The 17,191-nt window shown below is 55.9% G+C and carries 15 protein-coding genes; 4 read left to right on the top strand and 11 right to left on the bottom strand.

Going from position 1 to position 17,191, the window contains the following annotated elements:
- Nucleotides 1-43 precede the first annotated feature (43 nt).
- From AC3Y5R_RS10315 to AC3Y5R_RS10285, 7 genes are all read right to left on the bottom strand, one after another.
- The gene (locus tag AC3Y5R_RS10315) at nt 44-985 is read right to left on the bottom strand and encodes an ABC transporter permease (protein ID WP_489921266.1); all 942 of its coding nucleotides are present in this window, start codon (nt 983-985) and stop codon (nt 44-46) included.
- A complete protein-coding gene (locus AC3Y5R_RS10310; RefSeq protein WP_489921265.1) occupies nt 967-2,064 on the bottom strand; it encodes an ABC transporter permease in 1,098 nt (365 codons plus the stop codon). Before AC3Y5R_RS10310 ends, AC3Y5R_RS10315 begins: the two co-directional genes overlap by 19 nt.
- On the bottom strand, nt 2,057-3,565 hold the full coding sequence (locus AC3Y5R_RS10305) for an ABC transporter ATP-binding protein (protein WP_489921264.1): 1,509 nt from the start codon (nt 3,563-3,565) through the stop codon (nt 2,057-2,059). The genes AC3Y5R_RS10310 and AC3Y5R_RS10305 overlap by 8 nt, the downstream gene beginning before the upstream one ends.
- Before the next feature lie 4 nt (nt 3,566-3,569).
- Nucleotides 3,570-4,535 carry a BMP family protein gene (locus AC3Y5R_RS10300; RefSeq protein ID WP_489921263.1) on the bottom strand — a complete coding sequence of 322 codons (966 nt, stop codon included), beginning with the start codon at nt 4,533-4,535 and terminating at the stop codon, nt 3,570-3,572.
- Nucleotides 4,536-4,618: 83 nt separating this feature from the next.
- Nucleotides 4,619-5,737, bottom strand: a complete 1,119-nt coding sequence (locus tag AC3Y5R_RS10295) for an LLM class flavin-dependent oxidoreductase (protein WP_489921262.1) — start codon at nt 5,735-5,737, stop codon at nt 4,619-4,621.
- The gene (locus AC3Y5R_RS10290; protein ID WP_489921261.1) at nt 5,734-6,546 is read right to left on the bottom strand and encodes an alpha/beta fold hydrolase; all 813 of its coding nucleotides are present in this window, start codon (nt 6,544-6,546) and stop codon (nt 5,734-5,736) included. The genes AC3Y5R_RS10295 and AC3Y5R_RS10290 overlap by 4 nt, the downstream gene beginning before the upstream one ends.
- Nucleotides 6,547-6,771: 225 nt before the next feature.
- Nucleotides 6,772-7,659 carry a LysR family transcriptional regulator gene (locus AC3Y5R_RS10285; protein ID WP_489921260.1) on the bottom strand — a complete coding sequence of 296 codons (888 nt, stop codon included), beginning with the start codon at nt 7,657-7,659 and terminating at the stop codon, nt 6,772-6,774.
- Between the two features lie 518 nt (nt 7,660-8,177).
- Between AC3Y5R_RS10285 and AC3Y5R_RS10280 the strand changes: the two genes are divergently transcribed.
- Both AC3Y5R_RS10280 and AC3Y5R_RS10275 read left to right on the top strand, forming a co-directional pair.
- Nucleotides 8,178-9,614 carry a sugar porter family MFS transporter gene (locus tag AC3Y5R_RS10280; protein WP_489921259.1) on the top strand — a complete coding sequence of 479 codons (1,437 nt, stop codon included), beginning with the start codon at nt 8,178-8,180 and terminating at the stop codon, nt 9,612-9,614.
- Nucleotides 9,614-10,045 carry a PTS mannitol transporter subunit IIA gene (locus tag AC3Y5R_RS10275; RefSeq protein ID WP_489921258.1) on the top strand — a complete coding sequence of 144 codons (432 nt, stop codon included), beginning with the start codon at nt 9,614-9,616 and terminating at the stop codon, nt 10,043-10,045. The genes AC3Y5R_RS10280 and AC3Y5R_RS10275 overlap by 1 nt, the downstream gene beginning before the upstream one ends.
- 56 nt (nt 10,046-10,101) lie before the next feature.
- Here the strand turns inward: AC3Y5R_RS10275 and AC3Y5R_RS10270 are convergent, their stop codons facing one another.
- Nucleotides 10,102-11,286 carry a BaiN/RdsA family NAD(P)/FAD-dependent oxidoreductase gene (locus AC3Y5R_RS10270; RefSeq protein ID WP_489921257.1) on the bottom strand — a complete coding sequence of 395 codons (1,185 nt, stop codon included), beginning with the start codon at nt 11,284-11,286 and terminating at the stop codon, nt 10,102-10,104.
- A gap of 244 nt (nt 11,287-11,530) precedes the next feature.
- Between AC3Y5R_RS10270 and pitA the strand changes: the two genes are divergently transcribed.
- On the top strand, nt 11,531-13,033 hold the full coding sequence (pitA, locus tag AC3Y5R_RS10265) for an inorganic phosphate transporter PitA (protein ID WP_158782716.1): 1,503 nt from the start codon (nt 11,531-11,533) through the stop codon (nt 13,031-13,033).
- 59 nt (nt 13,034-13,092) lie between these two features.
- Here the strand turns inward: pitA and uspB are convergent, their stop codons facing one another.
- The gene (uspB, locus tag AC3Y5R_RS10260; RefSeq protein WP_489921256.1) at nt 13,093-13,428 is read right to left on the bottom strand and encodes a universal stress protein UspB; all 336 of its coding nucleotides are present in this window, start codon (nt 13,426-13,428) and stop codon (nt 13,093-13,095) included.
- Nucleotides 13,429-13,870: 442 nt separating this feature from the next.
- On the opposite strand from uspB, the gene uspA reads away from it, so the two are divergent.
- Nucleotides 13,871-14,308, top strand: coding sequence for a universal stress protein UspA (uspA, locus tag AC3Y5R_RS10255; protein WP_158782718.1), 438 nt, complete (start codon nt 13,871-13,873; stop codon nt 14,306-14,308).
- Between the two features lie 71 nt (nt 14,309-14,379).
- Here the strand turns inward: uspA and rsmJ are convergent, their stop codons facing one another.
- Nucleotides 14,380-15,135 carry a 16S rRNA (guanine(1516)-N(2))-methyltransferase RsmJ gene (rsmJ, locus tag AC3Y5R_RS10250; RefSeq protein WP_489921255.1) on the bottom strand — a complete coding sequence of 252 codons (756 nt, stop codon included), beginning with the start codon at nt 15,133-15,135 and terminating at the stop codon, nt 14,380-14,382.
- Nucleotides 15,135-17,180 carry an oligopeptidase A gene (gene prlC, locus AC3Y5R_RS10245; protein ID WP_489921254.1) on the bottom strand — a complete coding sequence of 682 codons (2,046 nt, stop codon included), beginning with the start codon at nt 17,178-17,180 and terminating at the stop codon, nt 15,135-15,137. Before prlC ends, rsmJ begins: the two co-directional genes overlap by 1 nt.
- Nucleotides 17,181-17,191: the final 11 nt, after the last annotated feature.

Here is a 17,191-nt window from a genome sequence, read left to right as displayed (position 1 = left end):
TCTGCTTCTCCAGTGTCGGGCCGTGGCCCATGGTTAATAACTGCTACCGTCCCGACCCCCGCAGGAATGGACGGCCTAAATCGCCCGGTGCGGCTCCCGCCCGGCCCATCATGATCCAGGCGATCAGCGCCACCACAAACGGCATTGCCATCAGCAGCGAAGGCGCAATATCGATGCCCAGATACTGTCCCTGGAACTGCAACGCTTCCAGCAGGCCGAGCACCACGGCGACAATCAGCACTCGCAGAGGCTTCCAGCGCGCAAAGATGGCAATGGCGATGGCTAAGTAGCCGCGTCCGGCGGTCATGTCGTCGACGAAGGTTCCGCCAGAAGCGACAATGCACAGATACGCGCCACCCAGCCCGGCCATCAGGCCGGTAAACAGGGTGGCTCCATAACGAATTCGTAATACGGAATGGCCCGCCGCATCAGCCGCTAAAGCATTCTCACCTGCCGCACGAACCAACAGCCCCAGCCGGGTGAAACGGAACATGAACCACAGCGCGAGGGTGACCAGCACCGCCAGCCAGAACACCGGGCTTTGCGAGAACAGGGCGCGGCCCAATACCGGAATTTCCGAAAGCAGGGGCAGCTTCAGCATCGAGACGGAACGCATTGACCCCGCCGCTGGCGCACCGCTCAGCCAGATCTGACGGATCAACGAAGTTGCGCCGATAGCGAAAAGATTGAAGCCAATGCCCATCACGATCTGGTTAGCCCGCGCCAGCACCGTTCCGGCGGCAAGAACTGCCGCAGCAAGTAAACCGCCCAGCATGCCCGTACCGAGTGCCAGCACCGGGGAACCTGTGACGGCCAGGCCCAACGCTGAAGAAGAGGCACCAAACAGCATCAGCCCTTCCAGCCCGATGGTGAACACCCCAGCCCGTTCTGAAACGCTCTCTCCCAGCGCTGCCAGCAGTACCGGTACGCAAAGCCGCAGTCCACCCGCCAGAAACAGCGCCAGGGTTACAGTGTTGAATTCCATACAGGCCTCCCCTTAACCAGCATCACACCGCTCATCACCGCCAGCAGCAGTATCGGCATCCCGCCCAGCACATTTGCTATCGCCGCCGGAATCGAAAAAGTGCTCTGTAACGCCAGAGCCGCGCTGTTGATGGCGCCAAAATAGAGCGAGACGATCACCGCGCCAAAAGGTTCGAGGCCTGCGAGGAAGGAGACGGCAAGCCCCTCAAATCCCAGCCCCGAAGAGAAACCGTCAATCAGGCGATACTGCACGCCCAGCACTTCAAACGTCCCGGCGAGACCGCCGATCGCACCCGAGATCGCCATGCTGGAAAGCACATTTCTGGTCGCAGACTGCCCCTGAAACTGCACGAAACGCGGGCTCTGGCCGCTGGCCCGCAGCTTGAGGCCGAACGCGCTGTGCTTCAGCATCACCCACACGCCCACCGCAATCAGCAGCGCCAGAAACACGCCGGCATGCAGGCGGGTCCCTTCAATCACCTGATGGAACACGCCTCCAGCGGGAAGCTGGGCAGACATGTTGAAGTTAGAACCAACAGGCCGCATCGGGCCCTGCACCAGATATTTAAGGAACCAGATAGCGATAAAATTCATCATCAGCGTGACGATGATTTCGTCGATGCCGCGCCAGACTTTCAGCACGGCCGGGATCACGCCCCAGATAGCACCGCACAGAGCACCACTGACGATCGCCAGCGGCAGCAGCATCGGGCCAATATCGCCAAAGGTGAGGAACGGCAGCATCGCGCCGATTGCGCCCATCTGCAGCTGGCCTTCACCACCGAGGTTAAACATCCCGCCACGAATAGCCACCAGCGCTCCAAGGGCCACCAGCAGCCGCGGCGTCATAAACACCAGCGTGTCCGATATCGCCCGGCTATTACCAAATGCACCCTCAAAGGCGACGCTCACGGCGGAGTGCAGAGGAACCCCCATCGCGGCGATCAGTACCAGCCCGAGGAGCAGTGATCCGACAAAGGCGCTGAGCGTGACCCACAATGAGCGGAAGCCGCTCAGTTTCACCAGCGCACGACGCAGCGACGCGCCGGTTTCCGCCAGTGGTTTTACAGATTCAGACATGTTCCACCTCTGCTACTTGCGACGGCATGCCGCGACCCGAAGTCATGAGGCTGCCGATCCTGTCGAGGGTCATTTCGTCCCCGCTGACTTCACCGGTGACCCGGCCACCGTTCATCACCACAATGCGGTCCGACATACGGATTAATTCTTCAATGTTGGAGGAGATAATCACCACGGTTGTCCCGGTATCTGCGGCTTCAGCCAGGCGGTTCAGTACTGCCTCAGCCGCTGCCATATCGAGCCCCCGGGTGGGCTGATACACCACGACAATCGATGCCGATTCCGCCATCGCCCGCGCCACCACGATCTTTTGCTGATTGCCGCCAGACAGCGAGCGGGCAGGCGTGCCGTGTGAGTGGGTGCGAATATCCGACTGGGCGATCATCTCTCTGGCGCGTTCCGCAATCGCCGCGTGATCCAGCAGTCCGAGCCGCCGGTATTCGCCCTGCATAATTTTTGGATAGAGCAGGTTGTGAGAAACCGGAAGATCCAGCGAAAGCCCCTCGTGATGGCGATCCTGCGGCACCAGCGCCACGGTAATATCAGCCCCGCTGCGGGTAATTTCACCCGAATCAGGCCGCCGCTGGCCTGCCAGCAGTTCAAAGAATTCGGTCTGACCATTGCCTTCCACACCCGCAACCCCGATCACTTCGCGCCTGCTCAGCACCAGGTTGATATCGTGCAGCCCCGGAGAACCGCTCATTGGACGCAGGTTCACTTCGCTGATGCGCATCTGCTCTTTGCCAGCGCTGCGTGGCGAGCCAGGGCGGGTGCCGCTGGCAACCGCGCGGCCAATAATCATCTCCACCAGCGCGGCTGGCGTACACTCTCTGGTCAGCCCGGTGCCATTGGTTTTGCCACGCCGCAAAATGGTGTAGCGATCGGCGTTGGCAAGCACTTCATCCACGTTGTGGGTCACTACCGCCACCGCCGTACCCTGTTCACAGATGCGCCGTAACGTGTCATACAGCGCGACAATTTCTGTCGGCGTCAGGATGGTCGAAGGCTCATCCAGCAGCAGCACACGGGTGTCATTCACCAGGGCTTTAAGGATCTCTACCCGCTGCTGCAAAGCCAGCGGCAGCTGGCCAACGATGGCATTCGGATCCAGATCGACTCCGTAGGCCTGCATAAACGCCCGGATATCGGCATGACGGCGGAAGGCTTTTTTACGCTCTCCGCGCGCCACCAACGCCAGGTTCTCCGCCACCGTAAACGGCGCCACCAGCTTGAAGTGCTGATGAACCATGCCGATGCCATTAGCGATGGCATCGGCAGGCCTCCGGTGGATGACCTGGCGGCCCGCCATCAGCACGCCGCCTCCGGTAGGTTCATGCACGCCGTAGAGGATATTCATCAATGTCGACTTGCCCGCACCGTTCTCGCCCAGCAGCGCGTGGATCTCCCCCGGATAAAAGGCCAGGCTCACTTTATCAAGCGCGACAAAGCCGTTGGGATAACGCTTCGAAACGTGATCAAGCTCGATAACGGGACTGGACATGATGTTACTCCTCAATCTTGATCTTACCGGCCTTCAGGTCATCGATAACCTTGAACACTTTGGCCTGTACGTCTTTGCCAACGTGGGCAAATGGCGTATGCAGCGACCAGCCGTCAGTGGCTAAGTTTTCCGTGATAATCCGGTTACCCAACTGATGGTCGGCGAAGTGTTTACCGATATCGGCGTAGGATTTATCGAAGTTCATCACCGTTGAGGTCATCACGGAATTCGGGAAGGACTTCGACTGGTCGGTATAAGAGCCGATGGTCAGTACGCCCTCTTCGTCCGCCGCCTGCTGAATGCCCGCATCCGCCGTATCGGCAGAAGGGATCACAAAGTCGGCGCCGCGAGCGATGGCCCCGGTAGCGATCTCTTTGGCACGCGCCACGTCAGTGAATGAGCCAACGTAGGCGGAGTCCACCAGCACTTTGGGATTGACGTATGCCGCCCCTTTCTTGATGAACTGCACGGTACGCTCGGCGGAAGGAATCGGTTCACCGCTGATCACCGCGATATGGCCGGTCTTGCTTGCCGTGGCAGCCAGCGCCCCGAGCACAAAACCGTACTCATCCCAGTCCACCGACCACGCCGAGTAGTTGGCCAGGTTATTGGTGGAGCCTTCGTAGGAGTAGAGCACAAACTGGGTATTCGGGAAGGAAGGAGCCACTTCCTTGATGGCTGCCGAATATCCTGAGGAGTGGGCAATAATCAGCTTCACGCCGTCCGAAGCCAGCTGACGCAGTATCGAAGGAGCCGATTCATAAGTGGTATGTTCGAGATAGCTGGGAGTAAAGCCCTCTTTGGTCGCCATCGCGTTGAAAGCGCCATAACCCGCCATATCCCACGATCCCTGAGTCACGGTCTGGGTGAACAGCGCCGCAACGCGCGGTTTGCTGTCATCTGCGTGAGCCACCGAGGCGCAACCCAGCGCGGCATACACCGCCACAGCCAACATCATTTTCATCTTCATAGCTCAACTCCTGACAATCCGCCTGGCGGGTAAGAGAATTCACAATGAGGCTGAAGTGTTCTCAGCCTGAACGGTACGACAGGTCAACTTTTCACAGATTTCTGGTAAGCACGGGCGTTAGTGTTCACGCCGTTTTGTTCCAGCACTTCCAGCACTTCGGTTCCCACAATGCGGAGGTCGTCGATAAAGTCCGGCACAATCACCGTGACGCCATCAAGCTGCGCCCCTTTGATGATGGCCGCCAGCTTGTTGCCAATCGTCTCAGGGGAGCCGACCAGCGCCGCACGAGTCATTGAGTTACGCTGCTCACCCTGCGAGACAAAACGCTGCGCCATGGTGTTCTGCTTAAAACTTTTATCGCCGGAGTATTCGCGGGTCTGGTTATCCAGCGCGATGGTATCCACGCCGGAGTCATACAGCTCAACACGTTCGTGGGCTTCGGCATCGGTAGCGCCCGGCACGATGGTGAACAGGCCGTAAGTTTTAAAGTCTGGCTTGCCCTGCTGCGCAGCCAGCTCTTTGGCCCGCAGGCCGGTTTTAATGAAATCGTCATGGTCTGACCCCAGCATAAAGCTGCCGGTGCAGTGCTCCATGGTGAACAGGAAGCCACGGTCAGACGCTCCGGCACAGATAATCGGCGGCGGGCTGACCGGTTTTGGGTTCGACATACAGTCGGTCAGCTGATAGTGCCTGCCTTGATGGTCGACGCGATCCTCGGTCCACAGGCGCTTCAGCACGGTCAGCCATTCAGCGGCCAGTTCGTAACGTTCGGCGTGATCCAGATCCATCCACAGGCCCATCTGCCCCTGATCGGAAGGGTTAGATCCCGAGACGATATTCAGCGCGAAACGTCCTCTGGAGATCTGGTCAAGTACCGCCGTCATTTTGGCCACCACGGCCGGGTGGAAGACCATGGTGTGTACCGTGCCCCACACGCCGATGCGGCTGGTGGCTTCCGCCAGACCGGCCATGGTCGTCAGGCTTTCCAGGGTGACGTCCCAGTGACGGGAAGGGCCACCGTAGCCACGCCATTTCGCCATCGACAGCGCAAAGTCGAAGCCTAACTTCTCGGCAAGGATCGTCACTTCTTTGTTGTAGTCGTAAGTGGCAGGCAGCTGAGGGCTGGTGGTGGAGGTGATCCAGCCACCATTGCCTACAGGAAGAAAAACGCCAAACTCAGTGCATTTGTCGGTACTGCTCATAGAGGACTCCTCAGGGAATGCGCCGGAGCATGGATGCCCGCCATAAAGTCGCGCGTAATCTGGTTAAACAAACTGGTTTCAGTTTCCGAGAAGCTGTGGCCGCCCTGCGGCACGATGTGCAGCTCAGCGCCGGGGATGGCGCTTGCCAGCAGCCGCGACTGGTAAGGCGGCGTCAGAATGTCATCCTTCGCACAGGTCACCAGAGTTGGGATGCTGATCAGCGGCAGAGCTGCGGTAGCATCGTGCGCCATGATCGCGTCGATGCGGCTGAGAACCACCTCCCGCTCGGGAAACTTCGTAGCTGAGGCGAGCAGCTCAGGCGACAGCGCTTCAGCATTCGCCCGGACATGCTCGGGCGGATAAAGAAACAGCGCACTGCCATGGACGTACTCTTCGAGCGTGCTGCCAACTAACAGCGCGCGGCGCATGCGGAAACACCAGTTGAAATGCATATCTGATTTTGCCCAGCTTGCGTAAAGCACCATGCCTGCCAGCAACTCAGGATCCCGTGCCGCCAGGACCTGACCAATGGCACCGCCGGTGGAATGGCCAATCAGCACCGGTTTTACCAGCTGTAACTCTTCAATCAGCGCGTGCAGGTCATCCACCAAAGTCTCGATGCTGTAAGGCCCGGCAGGGTGATCCGAAGTACCGGAACCACGCTGGTCATAGGTCACCACGGTGAAATCACTGGCAAAAATGTCCACTTGGGGCTTCCAGTAAGCGGCCGTGCCGCCCAGCCCGGAAACAAAAATGATTGCCGGACCCGTTCCCTGAATCTCGTAATGGGTCCGTATTCCATTCGTCATGATGCTCGGCATCTCTTTACCCTCGTTGGATTCTTACCTGACCACGTCAGGGGGTTTTGTTCGCGATGACTAATAAGTACCACGCTGCCCGCGAACCCCAGTAATACCGAATGCAGCACGCCGCGTTGCCGGTTTAAGAACACCAGACGCCAGAAAAAACCGTTTTAAATAAGTCATTTAAATAGAACGATTCTTGCCAGGAGAATAAGAAAAACTTATCAGGTGTCAGTCAAAGGCCCGGCAGACATGCTTAAGAAACTGGTGGGCAGCAAAAGAGAGCGTGCGGTCGCGATGCACGCAAATTTCAATATTGGCAGACTGCAATGCGTCATTCTCAATGGGGATCGCGCGCAGGAGATCCTGTTCAATCTCTTTTTTCGCTATCAGCGAAGGCCCGATGGTCAGCGTACGTCCGGCAATCGCCATCGCTCTGGTCAGCTCAAGGTTGTTGGTGTTCACAATGGACTGCGGGCTGAGATGCAGGCTACGGGCGACCTTATCGAAGGTCTGCCGCCTGCCGAAACTGGAAACGGGAAGCGCAACCGGGTACGAGCAGATCTCTTCCAGCGTAAGGGAGTGATGCTCCGCCAGAGGATGCTTTGGTGACACCAGGCACTGAATCGGTGCAGGACAGCGCCGTACCACCTCAATGCCGGGACGATCGCCCATGTTAAAGACGATGCCAATATCTATTTCGTCGCGAATAATCGCTTCAATGGTGCGGTCCGAGGATTCACTGTTAATCGAGAACTGGATAGCAGGGTAATTTTCATTAAATTCAGTCATGATGCGTGGCAGGATCGCCTGCACTACCGCCTCAATCACCCAGATTTTGACCTCGCCTTCGCGCAGCCCTTTTAAATTTTTTATCGATTCGTGAATACGATCCAAATCCCGGACCATTTTGCGGGTAAACCGCTCCAGCAACATTCCGGCTGGCGTCAGGCGGATCCCCTTATTGGTGCGCTCCAGCAGCATCACGCCCATGCTGTGCTCTAATAATGAGATCTGGCGGCTGATGGCGGAGGGGGCAACATGCAGACGATCGGCGGCGCGACGGATCGATCCGGTTTCCGCTACTTCGTTGAAATATTTATAGGTATTTAAATTCACTGGTGACCTCAACTGCCTGAACATCGCCCAATCTGATGCGGTTGATGATGCAAGTTTGGGACCAGGCGGGCGTTGAGGCTGTTGCCTTTTGGGCAGCACATTTTTCGTGAATCGTTCCGGTTTTTAACTCCCCCTGCAGGCACCCTGCCCGCAAGAAAGCGCTCTCCTTAAATGGAATTATCATTCCGTAAAATATTAAAAATGAAAAAATAAAATAGCAAAAAAATAAAAAATATTTTATTTTTAGTCTTATTTTTTTAAGGTTTTTTGTGAGCTATTTCTCATTACACACAAAAATTATTTTTAATCAACAGATTAAAATAAACAAAAATCGGGGTTGAATGAAGATTCCTGTTCCAGGATTACAATTAAACGGAATTAAACAATCGCAATGTGATTGATGTGGAATTTTCATTTCAATTGCAGTGCTATCTTCTGATGCCATATCACCCGGTGAGTACCTCATTGGGTTATGTACCAACCTGCCTGTAACGGATAATTCAATAAAAGGGTAAATTATGTCTTTGCTGATGAATCTGAACCCACAACAAAGAAAACGATTACACCAGATTGCCTTAGTCGCTACGTTTGGTGGTTTGCTGTTTGGTTATGACACCGGGGTCATCAATGGCGCTTTCTCTTCTCTGAAAACAGATATGGCCCTGACACCGACTTCCGAAGGTCTGGTGATGGGCGTGCTGCTGATCGGTGCCGCCATTGGCAGCGTCTGTGGCGGAAAACTGGCTGACTTCTTCGGCCGGAGAAAATATTTACTCTGCCTCTCATTTGTTTTCTTCTTCGGCGCGCTCTGTTCCGCACTCGCCCCCAACATCGCCAGCCTGCTGATTGCCCAATTCCTGCTGGGTTATGCTGTGGGAGGGGCATCGGTCACTGCGCCCACCTTCATTTCTGAAGTCGCCCCCACAGAAATGCGCGGCAAACTGACCGGGCTGAATGAAGTGGCCATTGTTATTGGTCAGCTGGCCGCCTTCACGGTGAATGCGGCGATTGGTTCCCTGTGGGGACATCTCCCGGAAGTCTGGCGCTATATGCTGCTCGTGCAGGCTATCCCGTCAATTTTTCTGCTGGTCGGGATGTGGCGATCGCCAGAAAGCCCGCGCTGGTTGATCAGTAAAAATCGCCGCGAAGAAGCGCTGGTGATTTTAAAACAGATCCGTCCTGAACAGCGTGCCATTAAAGAGTATGAAGACATCATCATGCTGATGGACATTGAAAAGGAGAACAAGCTGCACGCTAAAGGTGCCTTCCACATTATTTTCAATACGCCGTGGATCCTGAAATTGCTGCTGGTCGGGATTGCCTGGGCCGCGATCCAGCAGACTTCCGGGGTTAACGTAATCATGTATTACGGTACGGAGATCCTGAAAAGTGCCGGGTTCTCTGAAAGAACCTCGTTGATCTGTAACGTGCTCAATGGGGTGTTCTCGGTGGGTGGCATGCTGTTTGGCGTACTGTATCTGGTCGATCGTTTTAAAAGGAAAACGCTGATCGTTAATGGCTTTGCCATTATGGCAACGCTGCACCTGCTGATTGCCGTAGCAGACTACACGATGACCGGCGATATCAAGGCGACGGTGATCTGGCTGCTGGGCGCACTGTTTGTCGGCGTGATGCAGGGCACGATTGGTTTCCTGACCTGGGTCGTGCTGGCTGAACTCTTCCCGCTAAAAATCCGTGGCCTGTCGATGGGTATTTCGGTGTTCTTTATGTGGATTATGAACGCGGTTGTCAGCTACCTCTTCCCAGTTATGCAGGCGAAACTGGGGCTGGGTCCGGTGTTCCTGATATTTGCCGCCATCAACTACCTTGCGATCCTCTTCGTGATTAAAGCCCTGCCGGAAACCTCGAATAAATCGCTGGAACAGCTGGAAGCAGAGTTGTCGGCAGGCAGTGAAGAACATGCTGTGTTGGAAGCAATAAAAGGAGAAAGGTAATGCTCGATACGATCACCGTTGAGAATCTGCATCTCGGCTGCCATGCAAAAAATAAGGCCGAGGTTTTAGCCATGGTGGGGAAAGAGTGCCTGTTCAAAGGGTATGTCAGCCAGGACTGCGTCAGCTTTCTGAATGAAAGAGAGCGCCAGGTCTCCACCTTCCTCGGCAACGGCATTACCCTGCCGCATCTCCCCAAATCGGAAAAGCAGATCATCCTCAGAACCGGCGTGGAGATTTTTCAGTTTCCTGATGGAGTGATCTGGGACAGAAGCAACGTCATGTTTATTGCCATCGGCGTGATTGCCAAAGAGAAAGAACATATTGATGTGCTGAAAGATATCGCATCTATTTTTAGCGATGAGGTTATTTCCAACGCGCTCTCACTGATTACCAGCAAGACGGACTTTCTGCGGATTTTGAATCGCAAATAGCAGGGACAAGCCCCATAGTATCCGGATTTGGCTATGGGGCTGATGGTCGAAAATCGTCACAAAGCCTGAGCGCAAGCCCAGGCCGAGCTCCACGCCCACTGGAAGTTATAGCCACCCAGCCAGCCCGTGACATCTGCCACTTCGCCGATAAAATAGAGGCCCGGCACATCCCGCGCTTCCATCGTTTTCGAGGACAGGAGGCTGGTGTCCACGCCGCCGAGCGTCACTTCCGCCGTGCGGTATCCTTCGGTACCGTTCGGCTGTACGCGCCAGTTGTGCAGCGACTCCACCAGCTCACTTTGCTGGCGGCTGTTAAGCTGTTTCAACGTGTATTCTGGAACGTTGCCCAGTAGTTGCAGGCATTCAACCAGGCGACGTGGCAGCACTTTTGCCAGGGTGTTTTTCAGGCTCTGGTTCGGGTGCGCTTCACGCTCTTCATTAATAAAGGCATCCAGTTCACGCTCTGGCGACAGATTGATGGTGACAAACTCGCCGGGCTGCCAGTAGCTGGAAAGTTGTAACACTGCCGGGCCGGACAGGCCGCGATGGGTAAACAGCAGCGCTTCTTTAAATACCGTGCCATCTTCCGCCGTCATGACTGAAGGTACCGCCACGCCGGAAAGCGTCTGCAGCTGCTCCAGCAACGGTTTATGCAGCGTGAAAGGCACCAGTCCGGCGCGGGTCGGGAACACCTTCAGGCCAAACTGTTCCGCGATCTTATAGCCAAACGGCGAGGCACCCAGACCTGGCATTGAGAGGCCGCCTGATGCAATAACCAGCTTTTCCGCCTGCACCGTGCTGCCGTTCAGTTCCAGCGTATACCCTGCATCATCACGCGCCACATTCAGTACTTCACTGCGCAGACGCAGCGCGACGTTCCCGGCCTCGCACTCTTTCAGCAGCAAATCGACAATCTGCTGCGCCGAGTCGTCACAGAACAGCTGGCCCAGCGTCTTCTCATGCCAGGCAATGCCGTGACGGTTAACCAGATCGATAAAGTCCCACTGGGTATAGCGTGCCAGCGCGGATTTGCAGAAATGGGGATTGTGCGAAAGATAGGCCGCCGGTTCGGTGTAAAGGTTAGTGAAGTTGCAGCGGCCACCGCCAGACATCAGAATTTTTCGCCCGGCTTTTTTGCCGTTATCAAGCAACAGCACGCGCTTGCCCCGCTGCCCCGCCTGGGCGGCACAGAACAGGCCAGCCGCACCGGCGCCAATAATGATAACGTCAAATTTCCCCACAACTCGCTCCGCGCCACTGCTCAAAAACGGTGATTGTAATGTTCAGGGCGCGGGGATACCAGAGTCACAAAAGTGTCACAGCAGAAACATTTTACAGCACGATGATTTATAAGCATTTTAAGGGGGTAAATTCGATTTACTGACACATTAATGTCAAAAAAAGTCTATATTTCACTTTCCCCTGAGACAGGTTCTCGCGGATAATGCGCCGCGTTCATGTCCTCCAAAAAATGGCGTAACGCTTATGCTACATCTGTTTGCTGGTCTTGATTACCATACCGGCCTGTTACTCGTCCTCGCCCTGCTCTTTGTTTTGTTCTACGAAGCCATCAACGGCTTCCACGACACGGCAAACGCGGTGGCTACAGTGATTTATACCCGAGCAATGCGATCGCAACTGGCGGTGGTGATGGCCGGGGTATTTAACTTCTTTGGTGTACTGCTGGGCGGGCTGAGCGTTGCTTACGCTATCGTTCATTTGCTACCCACCGATCTGTTGCTCAATGTCGGATCGGCTCACGGGCTGGCCATGGTCTTTTCCATGCTGCTGGCGGCGATTATCTGGAATCTTGGCACCTGGTACTTCGGTCTGCCAGCCTCCAGCTCTCATACCCTCATCGGGGCCATCATCGGCATTGGCCTGACCAACGCGCTGATCACCGGAACCTCGGTCGTCGACGCGCTGAATATACCGAAAATGATCGGCATCTTTATGTCGCTGGTGATCTCACCCATTGTTGGCCTGGTGCTGGCTGGCGGGCTGGTATTTATCCTGCGCCGCTACTGGAGCGGCAACAAGAAGCGTCGCCGTATTCATATGACGCCTGCGGAACGTGAAAAGATTGATGGCAAGAAGAAGCCGCCATTCTGGACCCGGATCGCGCTGATTGTTTCCGCTATCGGCGTGAGCTACTCACACGGTGCGAACGACGGTCAGAAAGGCATTGGCCTGATCATGCTGGTGTTGATTGGCGTGGCACCGGCTGGCTTCGTAGTGAACATGAATGCCTCCGGCTACGATATCGCCCGCACCCGCGATGCCGTCAACCATCTGGAGCAGTATTATCAGCAGCATGCTGATTCGCTGACTCACATCATCCAGATGGCTCCGCCGGTGGTTCCCACCCCGGAAGAAAGTGCCGGTGGCCCACATGAGTTCCATTGCGATGCAGCCCGGGCGCTGCCTGCTATTCAGCATGCCCAGAGCCTGCTGAATAACAACCTGCAAAGCTACGATGCACTGAGCGTTGAACAGCGCAGCCAGCTGCGTCGTCTGATGATGTGCATCTCCGATACCGCCGACAAAGCGGCCAAACTGCCGGAAACCTCCAGTGAAGATCAGCGCTACCTCAACAAGCTGAAAAGCGATCTGTTGAATACCGTTGAGTACGCGCCGGTATGGATTATCGTCGCGGTGGCCCTGGCGCTGTCGCTGGGTACCATGGTTGGCTGGCGTCGTGTTGCCACCACTATCGGTGAGAAAATCGGTAAGAAAGGCATGACCTACGCTCAGGGGATGTCGGCACAGATGACCGCAGCCGTCTCTATCGGCGTGGCCAGCTATACCGGTATGCCGGTCTCCACCACTCATGTCCTGTCATCCTCCGTCGCCGGAACGATGCTGGTCGATGGCGGTGGCGTTCAGGGTAAGACGATCAAAAATATCCTGCTGGCGTGGGTGTTCACCCTGCCGGTGTCGATTGTCCTGTCCGGTGCGCTTTACTGGATTGCCCTGAAGTTCGTTTAACGTTCTCAGCGGCGAAAACAGAAAAGGGTGGGACTGGTTCCCACCTTTTTTTTCATCGATCAGTGCCAGAGAAACAGGCCCACCAGGCTGATAATCACCAGTCCGCACAGCGCGCTGGTCAGGATAAACTGACCGCGAACCCGCTCGCAGCGGCGAATAAATTCATCGTCATGATGATCGCGATAGCGCTGTGACCAGATATAGCGAACCAGCCGCACCTGCTTGCCCGGCTGTCCATGAGAGGTGAAGAATCCTGCGCCATCCACGTACTGATACAGCAAAGGGTCGCACCCGCGAAGCACCACTAACAGCGCGCGCAAAGAGGAAAAGTAGCGCGCTATATTCACCACACAAACTACACACAGAGCCCAAAATAGCGCGATGGTGCTGATCATGATCCCCTCCCGGCAATCCATCAAAAGGGAGTGTTCAGCAGGGAAAGCCGGACAAGCCCCACGATGACTAGCCAATCACTTCATTGAACCAAACAGAATTGTAGTTGTAACCGCAGAGCGAGCGTTATTAGCGCATAACAAGCCGTTAATATCAGTGTAGGAGATTTGCTTAAAATTTTTCCAGCGATGTTTTTCGCTTCGGCAGGAAAGAGAGAAAAATTCATTTTGATCCCGCTCGCAAAGGCCGCGCACGGCATACTCATCTGTTAACAATCAGGGCTATACTGAGGGAGATAAGATAAGCGCCAGCAAAATAAATGCCGGGCGCGCGTCGCGAAATCCCACATCGTAAACATTACAACGGATTTCAATGTGTTAAGATGCCACAAAGACAATTTTGTCTTGCGGATACGCAGCCGCAACGAATGGAAGGAGTATCGTTATGTCTTACAAACACATTCTGATCGCAGTCGACCTTTCGCCGGAGAGTAAACTGCTGGTCGACAAAGCGGTTTCCATGGCCCGTCCCTACGATGCCAAAATTTCCCTGATCCACGTTGATGTGAACTATTCCGACCTCTATACCGGATTGATCGACGTAAACCTGGGCGATATGCAAAAACGCATTTCCGAAGAGACCCACACGGCTCTGACCGATCTCTCCAACAGCGCAGGCTACCCGGTTTCCGAAACCCTGAGCGGCAGCGGCGATCTGGGCCAGGTGCTGGTTGATGCGATTAAAAAATACGACGTGGACCTGGTGGTTTGTGGCCACCATCAGGACTTCTGGAGCAAGCTGATGTCTTCAGCCCGCCAGCTGATTAATACCGTGCATATCGATATGCTGATTGTGCCGCTGCGCGACGAGGAAGACGAGTAGTTGCGTAATAAGGGCGGAATCAATTCCGCCCTTTCAGCTGAGAGGGCATGCCTTTCACGAAGAAACAGGATTCATTCACCCACCAGCGGCGGGTAGATATCAAAACGGTGGCTTTTGGTCACCACCGCAGACTGCGTTGCCACACCGGCCAGCGGCGGTGCGTAGTCCGGACGCTTCACCACCACCCGTTTCTTCGCCAGTCTGCGTGCCGGTGCCAGCAAACCGTCCGCATCATCATCCGCGCCCACCAGCGTCTGGAATACCCGCATCTCCTTCTTCACCAGCGCGCTCTTCTGCTTGTGGGGATACATTGGATCGAGATACACCACGTCCGGCTTTTCGCTGATTTCACTCAGTGCCGCCAGGCTGGAAGCGTGGATCAGCGTCAGCCGCTCGCGCAGCCAGCCGCCAATTTCCGCACTCTGATAACCGCGCTGCAGGCCATCGTCGAGCAGAGCCGCCACCACCGGATGACGCTCCAGCATCTGCACCCGGCAGCCCAGTGAGGCGAGCACAAACGCATCCCGTCCCAGCCCTGCCGTAGCATCAACCACCGCCGGCAGATAGCTGCCCTTGACGCCCACCGCTTTTGCCACCGCTTCTCCCCTGCCGCCGCCGAATCGACGACGGTGAGCCATGGTACCCTCAACAAAATCGACAAAGATGCCGCCCAGCTTCGGCTCATCCCGCTTGCGCAGCTCCAGATGGGTTGGCGTCATCACTAACGCCATTATCGCCCCGTCATCGTGCTCCAGCTGCCAGCGTGCGGCCAAAACAGATAAGGCGCCGTATCCGGCGCCCGATTCATCAATTAAAGCAATCTTCACTACGCCTGTTCCTGAATTCCATAATGATCCAGCATGGCGTCCAGCTGTGGTTCACGGCCGCGAAAGCGTTTGAACAGCGCCATTGGCTCTTCCGAACCGCCACGGGTCAGGATGTTATCCAGGAAAGACTGGCCGGTTTCACGGTTGAAGATCCCTTCTTCTTCGAAACGAGAATAAGCATCAGCTGCCAGCACGTCAGCCCACAGATAGCTGTAGTAACCCGCCGCGTAGCCACCGGCAAAGATATGGCTGAAGGCGTGTGGGAAGCGGCCCCATGACGGGCTTGGCACCACGGCCACCAGCTTTTTAATCTCTTTCAGCATCTCAAGGATCTGCGCACCTTTCGCCGGGTCAAACTCGGCGTGCAGGCGGAAGTCGAACAGGCCGAACTCCAGCTGACGCAGGATAAACAGCGCCGCCTGGTAGTTTTTCGCCGCCAGCATTCTATCCAGCAGCTCCTGCGGCAGCGGCTCACCGGTTTCATAATGGCCGGAGATAAACGCCAGCGCTTCCGGCTCCCAGCACCAGTTTTCCATAAACTGGCTCGGCAGTTCGACCGCATCCCATGGCACACCGCTGATGCCGGATACGCCCGGAGTTTCGATGCGGGTCAGCATATGATGCAGGCCGTGGCCGAATTCATGGAACAGCGTAGTCACCTCGTCGTGGGTGAACAGTGCAGGTTTGCCCGCCAGCGGACGGTTGAAGTTACAGGTCAGGTAAGCAACCGGCTTCTGCAGCGTTCCATCGGCTTTACGCATCTGGCCCACGCAGTCATCCATCCAGGCTCCGCCACGCTTGTGCTCACGTGCGTACAGATCCAGGTAGAAGCTGCCGCGCAGTTCGCCGCTCTCGTCGAACAGGTCAAAGAAGCGGACGTCAGGATGGTAAACATCCACATCTTTACGCTCTTTTGCGGTGATACCATAAATGCGTTTCACCACTTCAAACAGGCCGCTAACCGCACGCTCTTCCGGGAAGTAAGGACGCAGCTGTTCGTCGCTGATGGCATACAGATGCTGCTTCTGTTTTTCGCCGTAATAAGTCAGATCCCACGGATTCAGCTCGTCAATGCCGTGCTCTTTCTTCGCGAAGGCACGCAGCTGCTCCAGCTCTTCCTCAGCCTGGGGACGAGCGCGTTTCGCCAGGTCGGTCAGGAAGTCAGTGACCTGAGCCGGATTCTCGGCCATTTTGGTCGCCAGTGATTTATCCGCGTAAGAGTCGAAGCCCAGCAGTTGAGCCAGCTCATGACGCAGCGCCAGCTCTTCAGCCATCACTTCGCTGTTGTCCCACTTACCGGCATTCGGTCCCTGATCGGAAGCGCGGGTTGAATAGGCACGATACAACTCTTCGCGCAGGGCCTGGTTGTCGCAGTAGGTCATCACCGGCAGATAGCTTGGGATATCCAGCGTCAGCAGCCAGCCCTGCTGTTCTTTCGCTTCAGCCTGAGCTTTAGCCGCGCCCAGCGCACTTTCCGACATTCCGGACAGTTCACTCTCTTCAGTAATCAGCTTGCTCCAGCCCATGGTGGCGTCGAGCACGTTGTTGCTGTATTTCGAACCCAGTTCGGACAGGCGTGCGGCAATCTCACCGTAGCGCTTCTGCTTCTCTTTCGACAGGCCAATACCGGACAGTTCGAAGTCACGCAGCGAGTTATCGACCGCTTTCTTCTGTGGGGCACTAAGCCCTTCGTAGCTGTGCTCTTTCAGGTTGCGATAAGCCTGATACAGACCTTCATGCTGACCAACCCAGGTGCTGTACTCGGACAGCAGCGGCAGCGTCTGCTCATAGGCTTCACGCAGCTCCGGGCTGTTTTTCACCGAATTCAGGTGGCTGACCGGGGAGAACAGACGCCCCAGACGATCGTCCACTTCCGCCAGCGGCTGAACCAGATTCTCCCACGTGTAAGGCGTGCCCTGGGCCACGGCTTTTTCCACCGCCGCACGGCAATCATTCAGAGCCTGAGTCACAGCTGGCACAACGTGCTCTGGTTTGATAGCGGAGAAAGGAGGAAGCGTGAAAGATGTGAGTAGCGGATTGGTCATAGCGCAGTCCT

It is taken from the genome of Erwinia sp. 009765445, assembly GCF_058137865.1.
The sequence above is the reverse complement of the archived record's forward strand: the minus strand, read 5'-3'. Positions and strand labels throughout refer to the sequence as shown.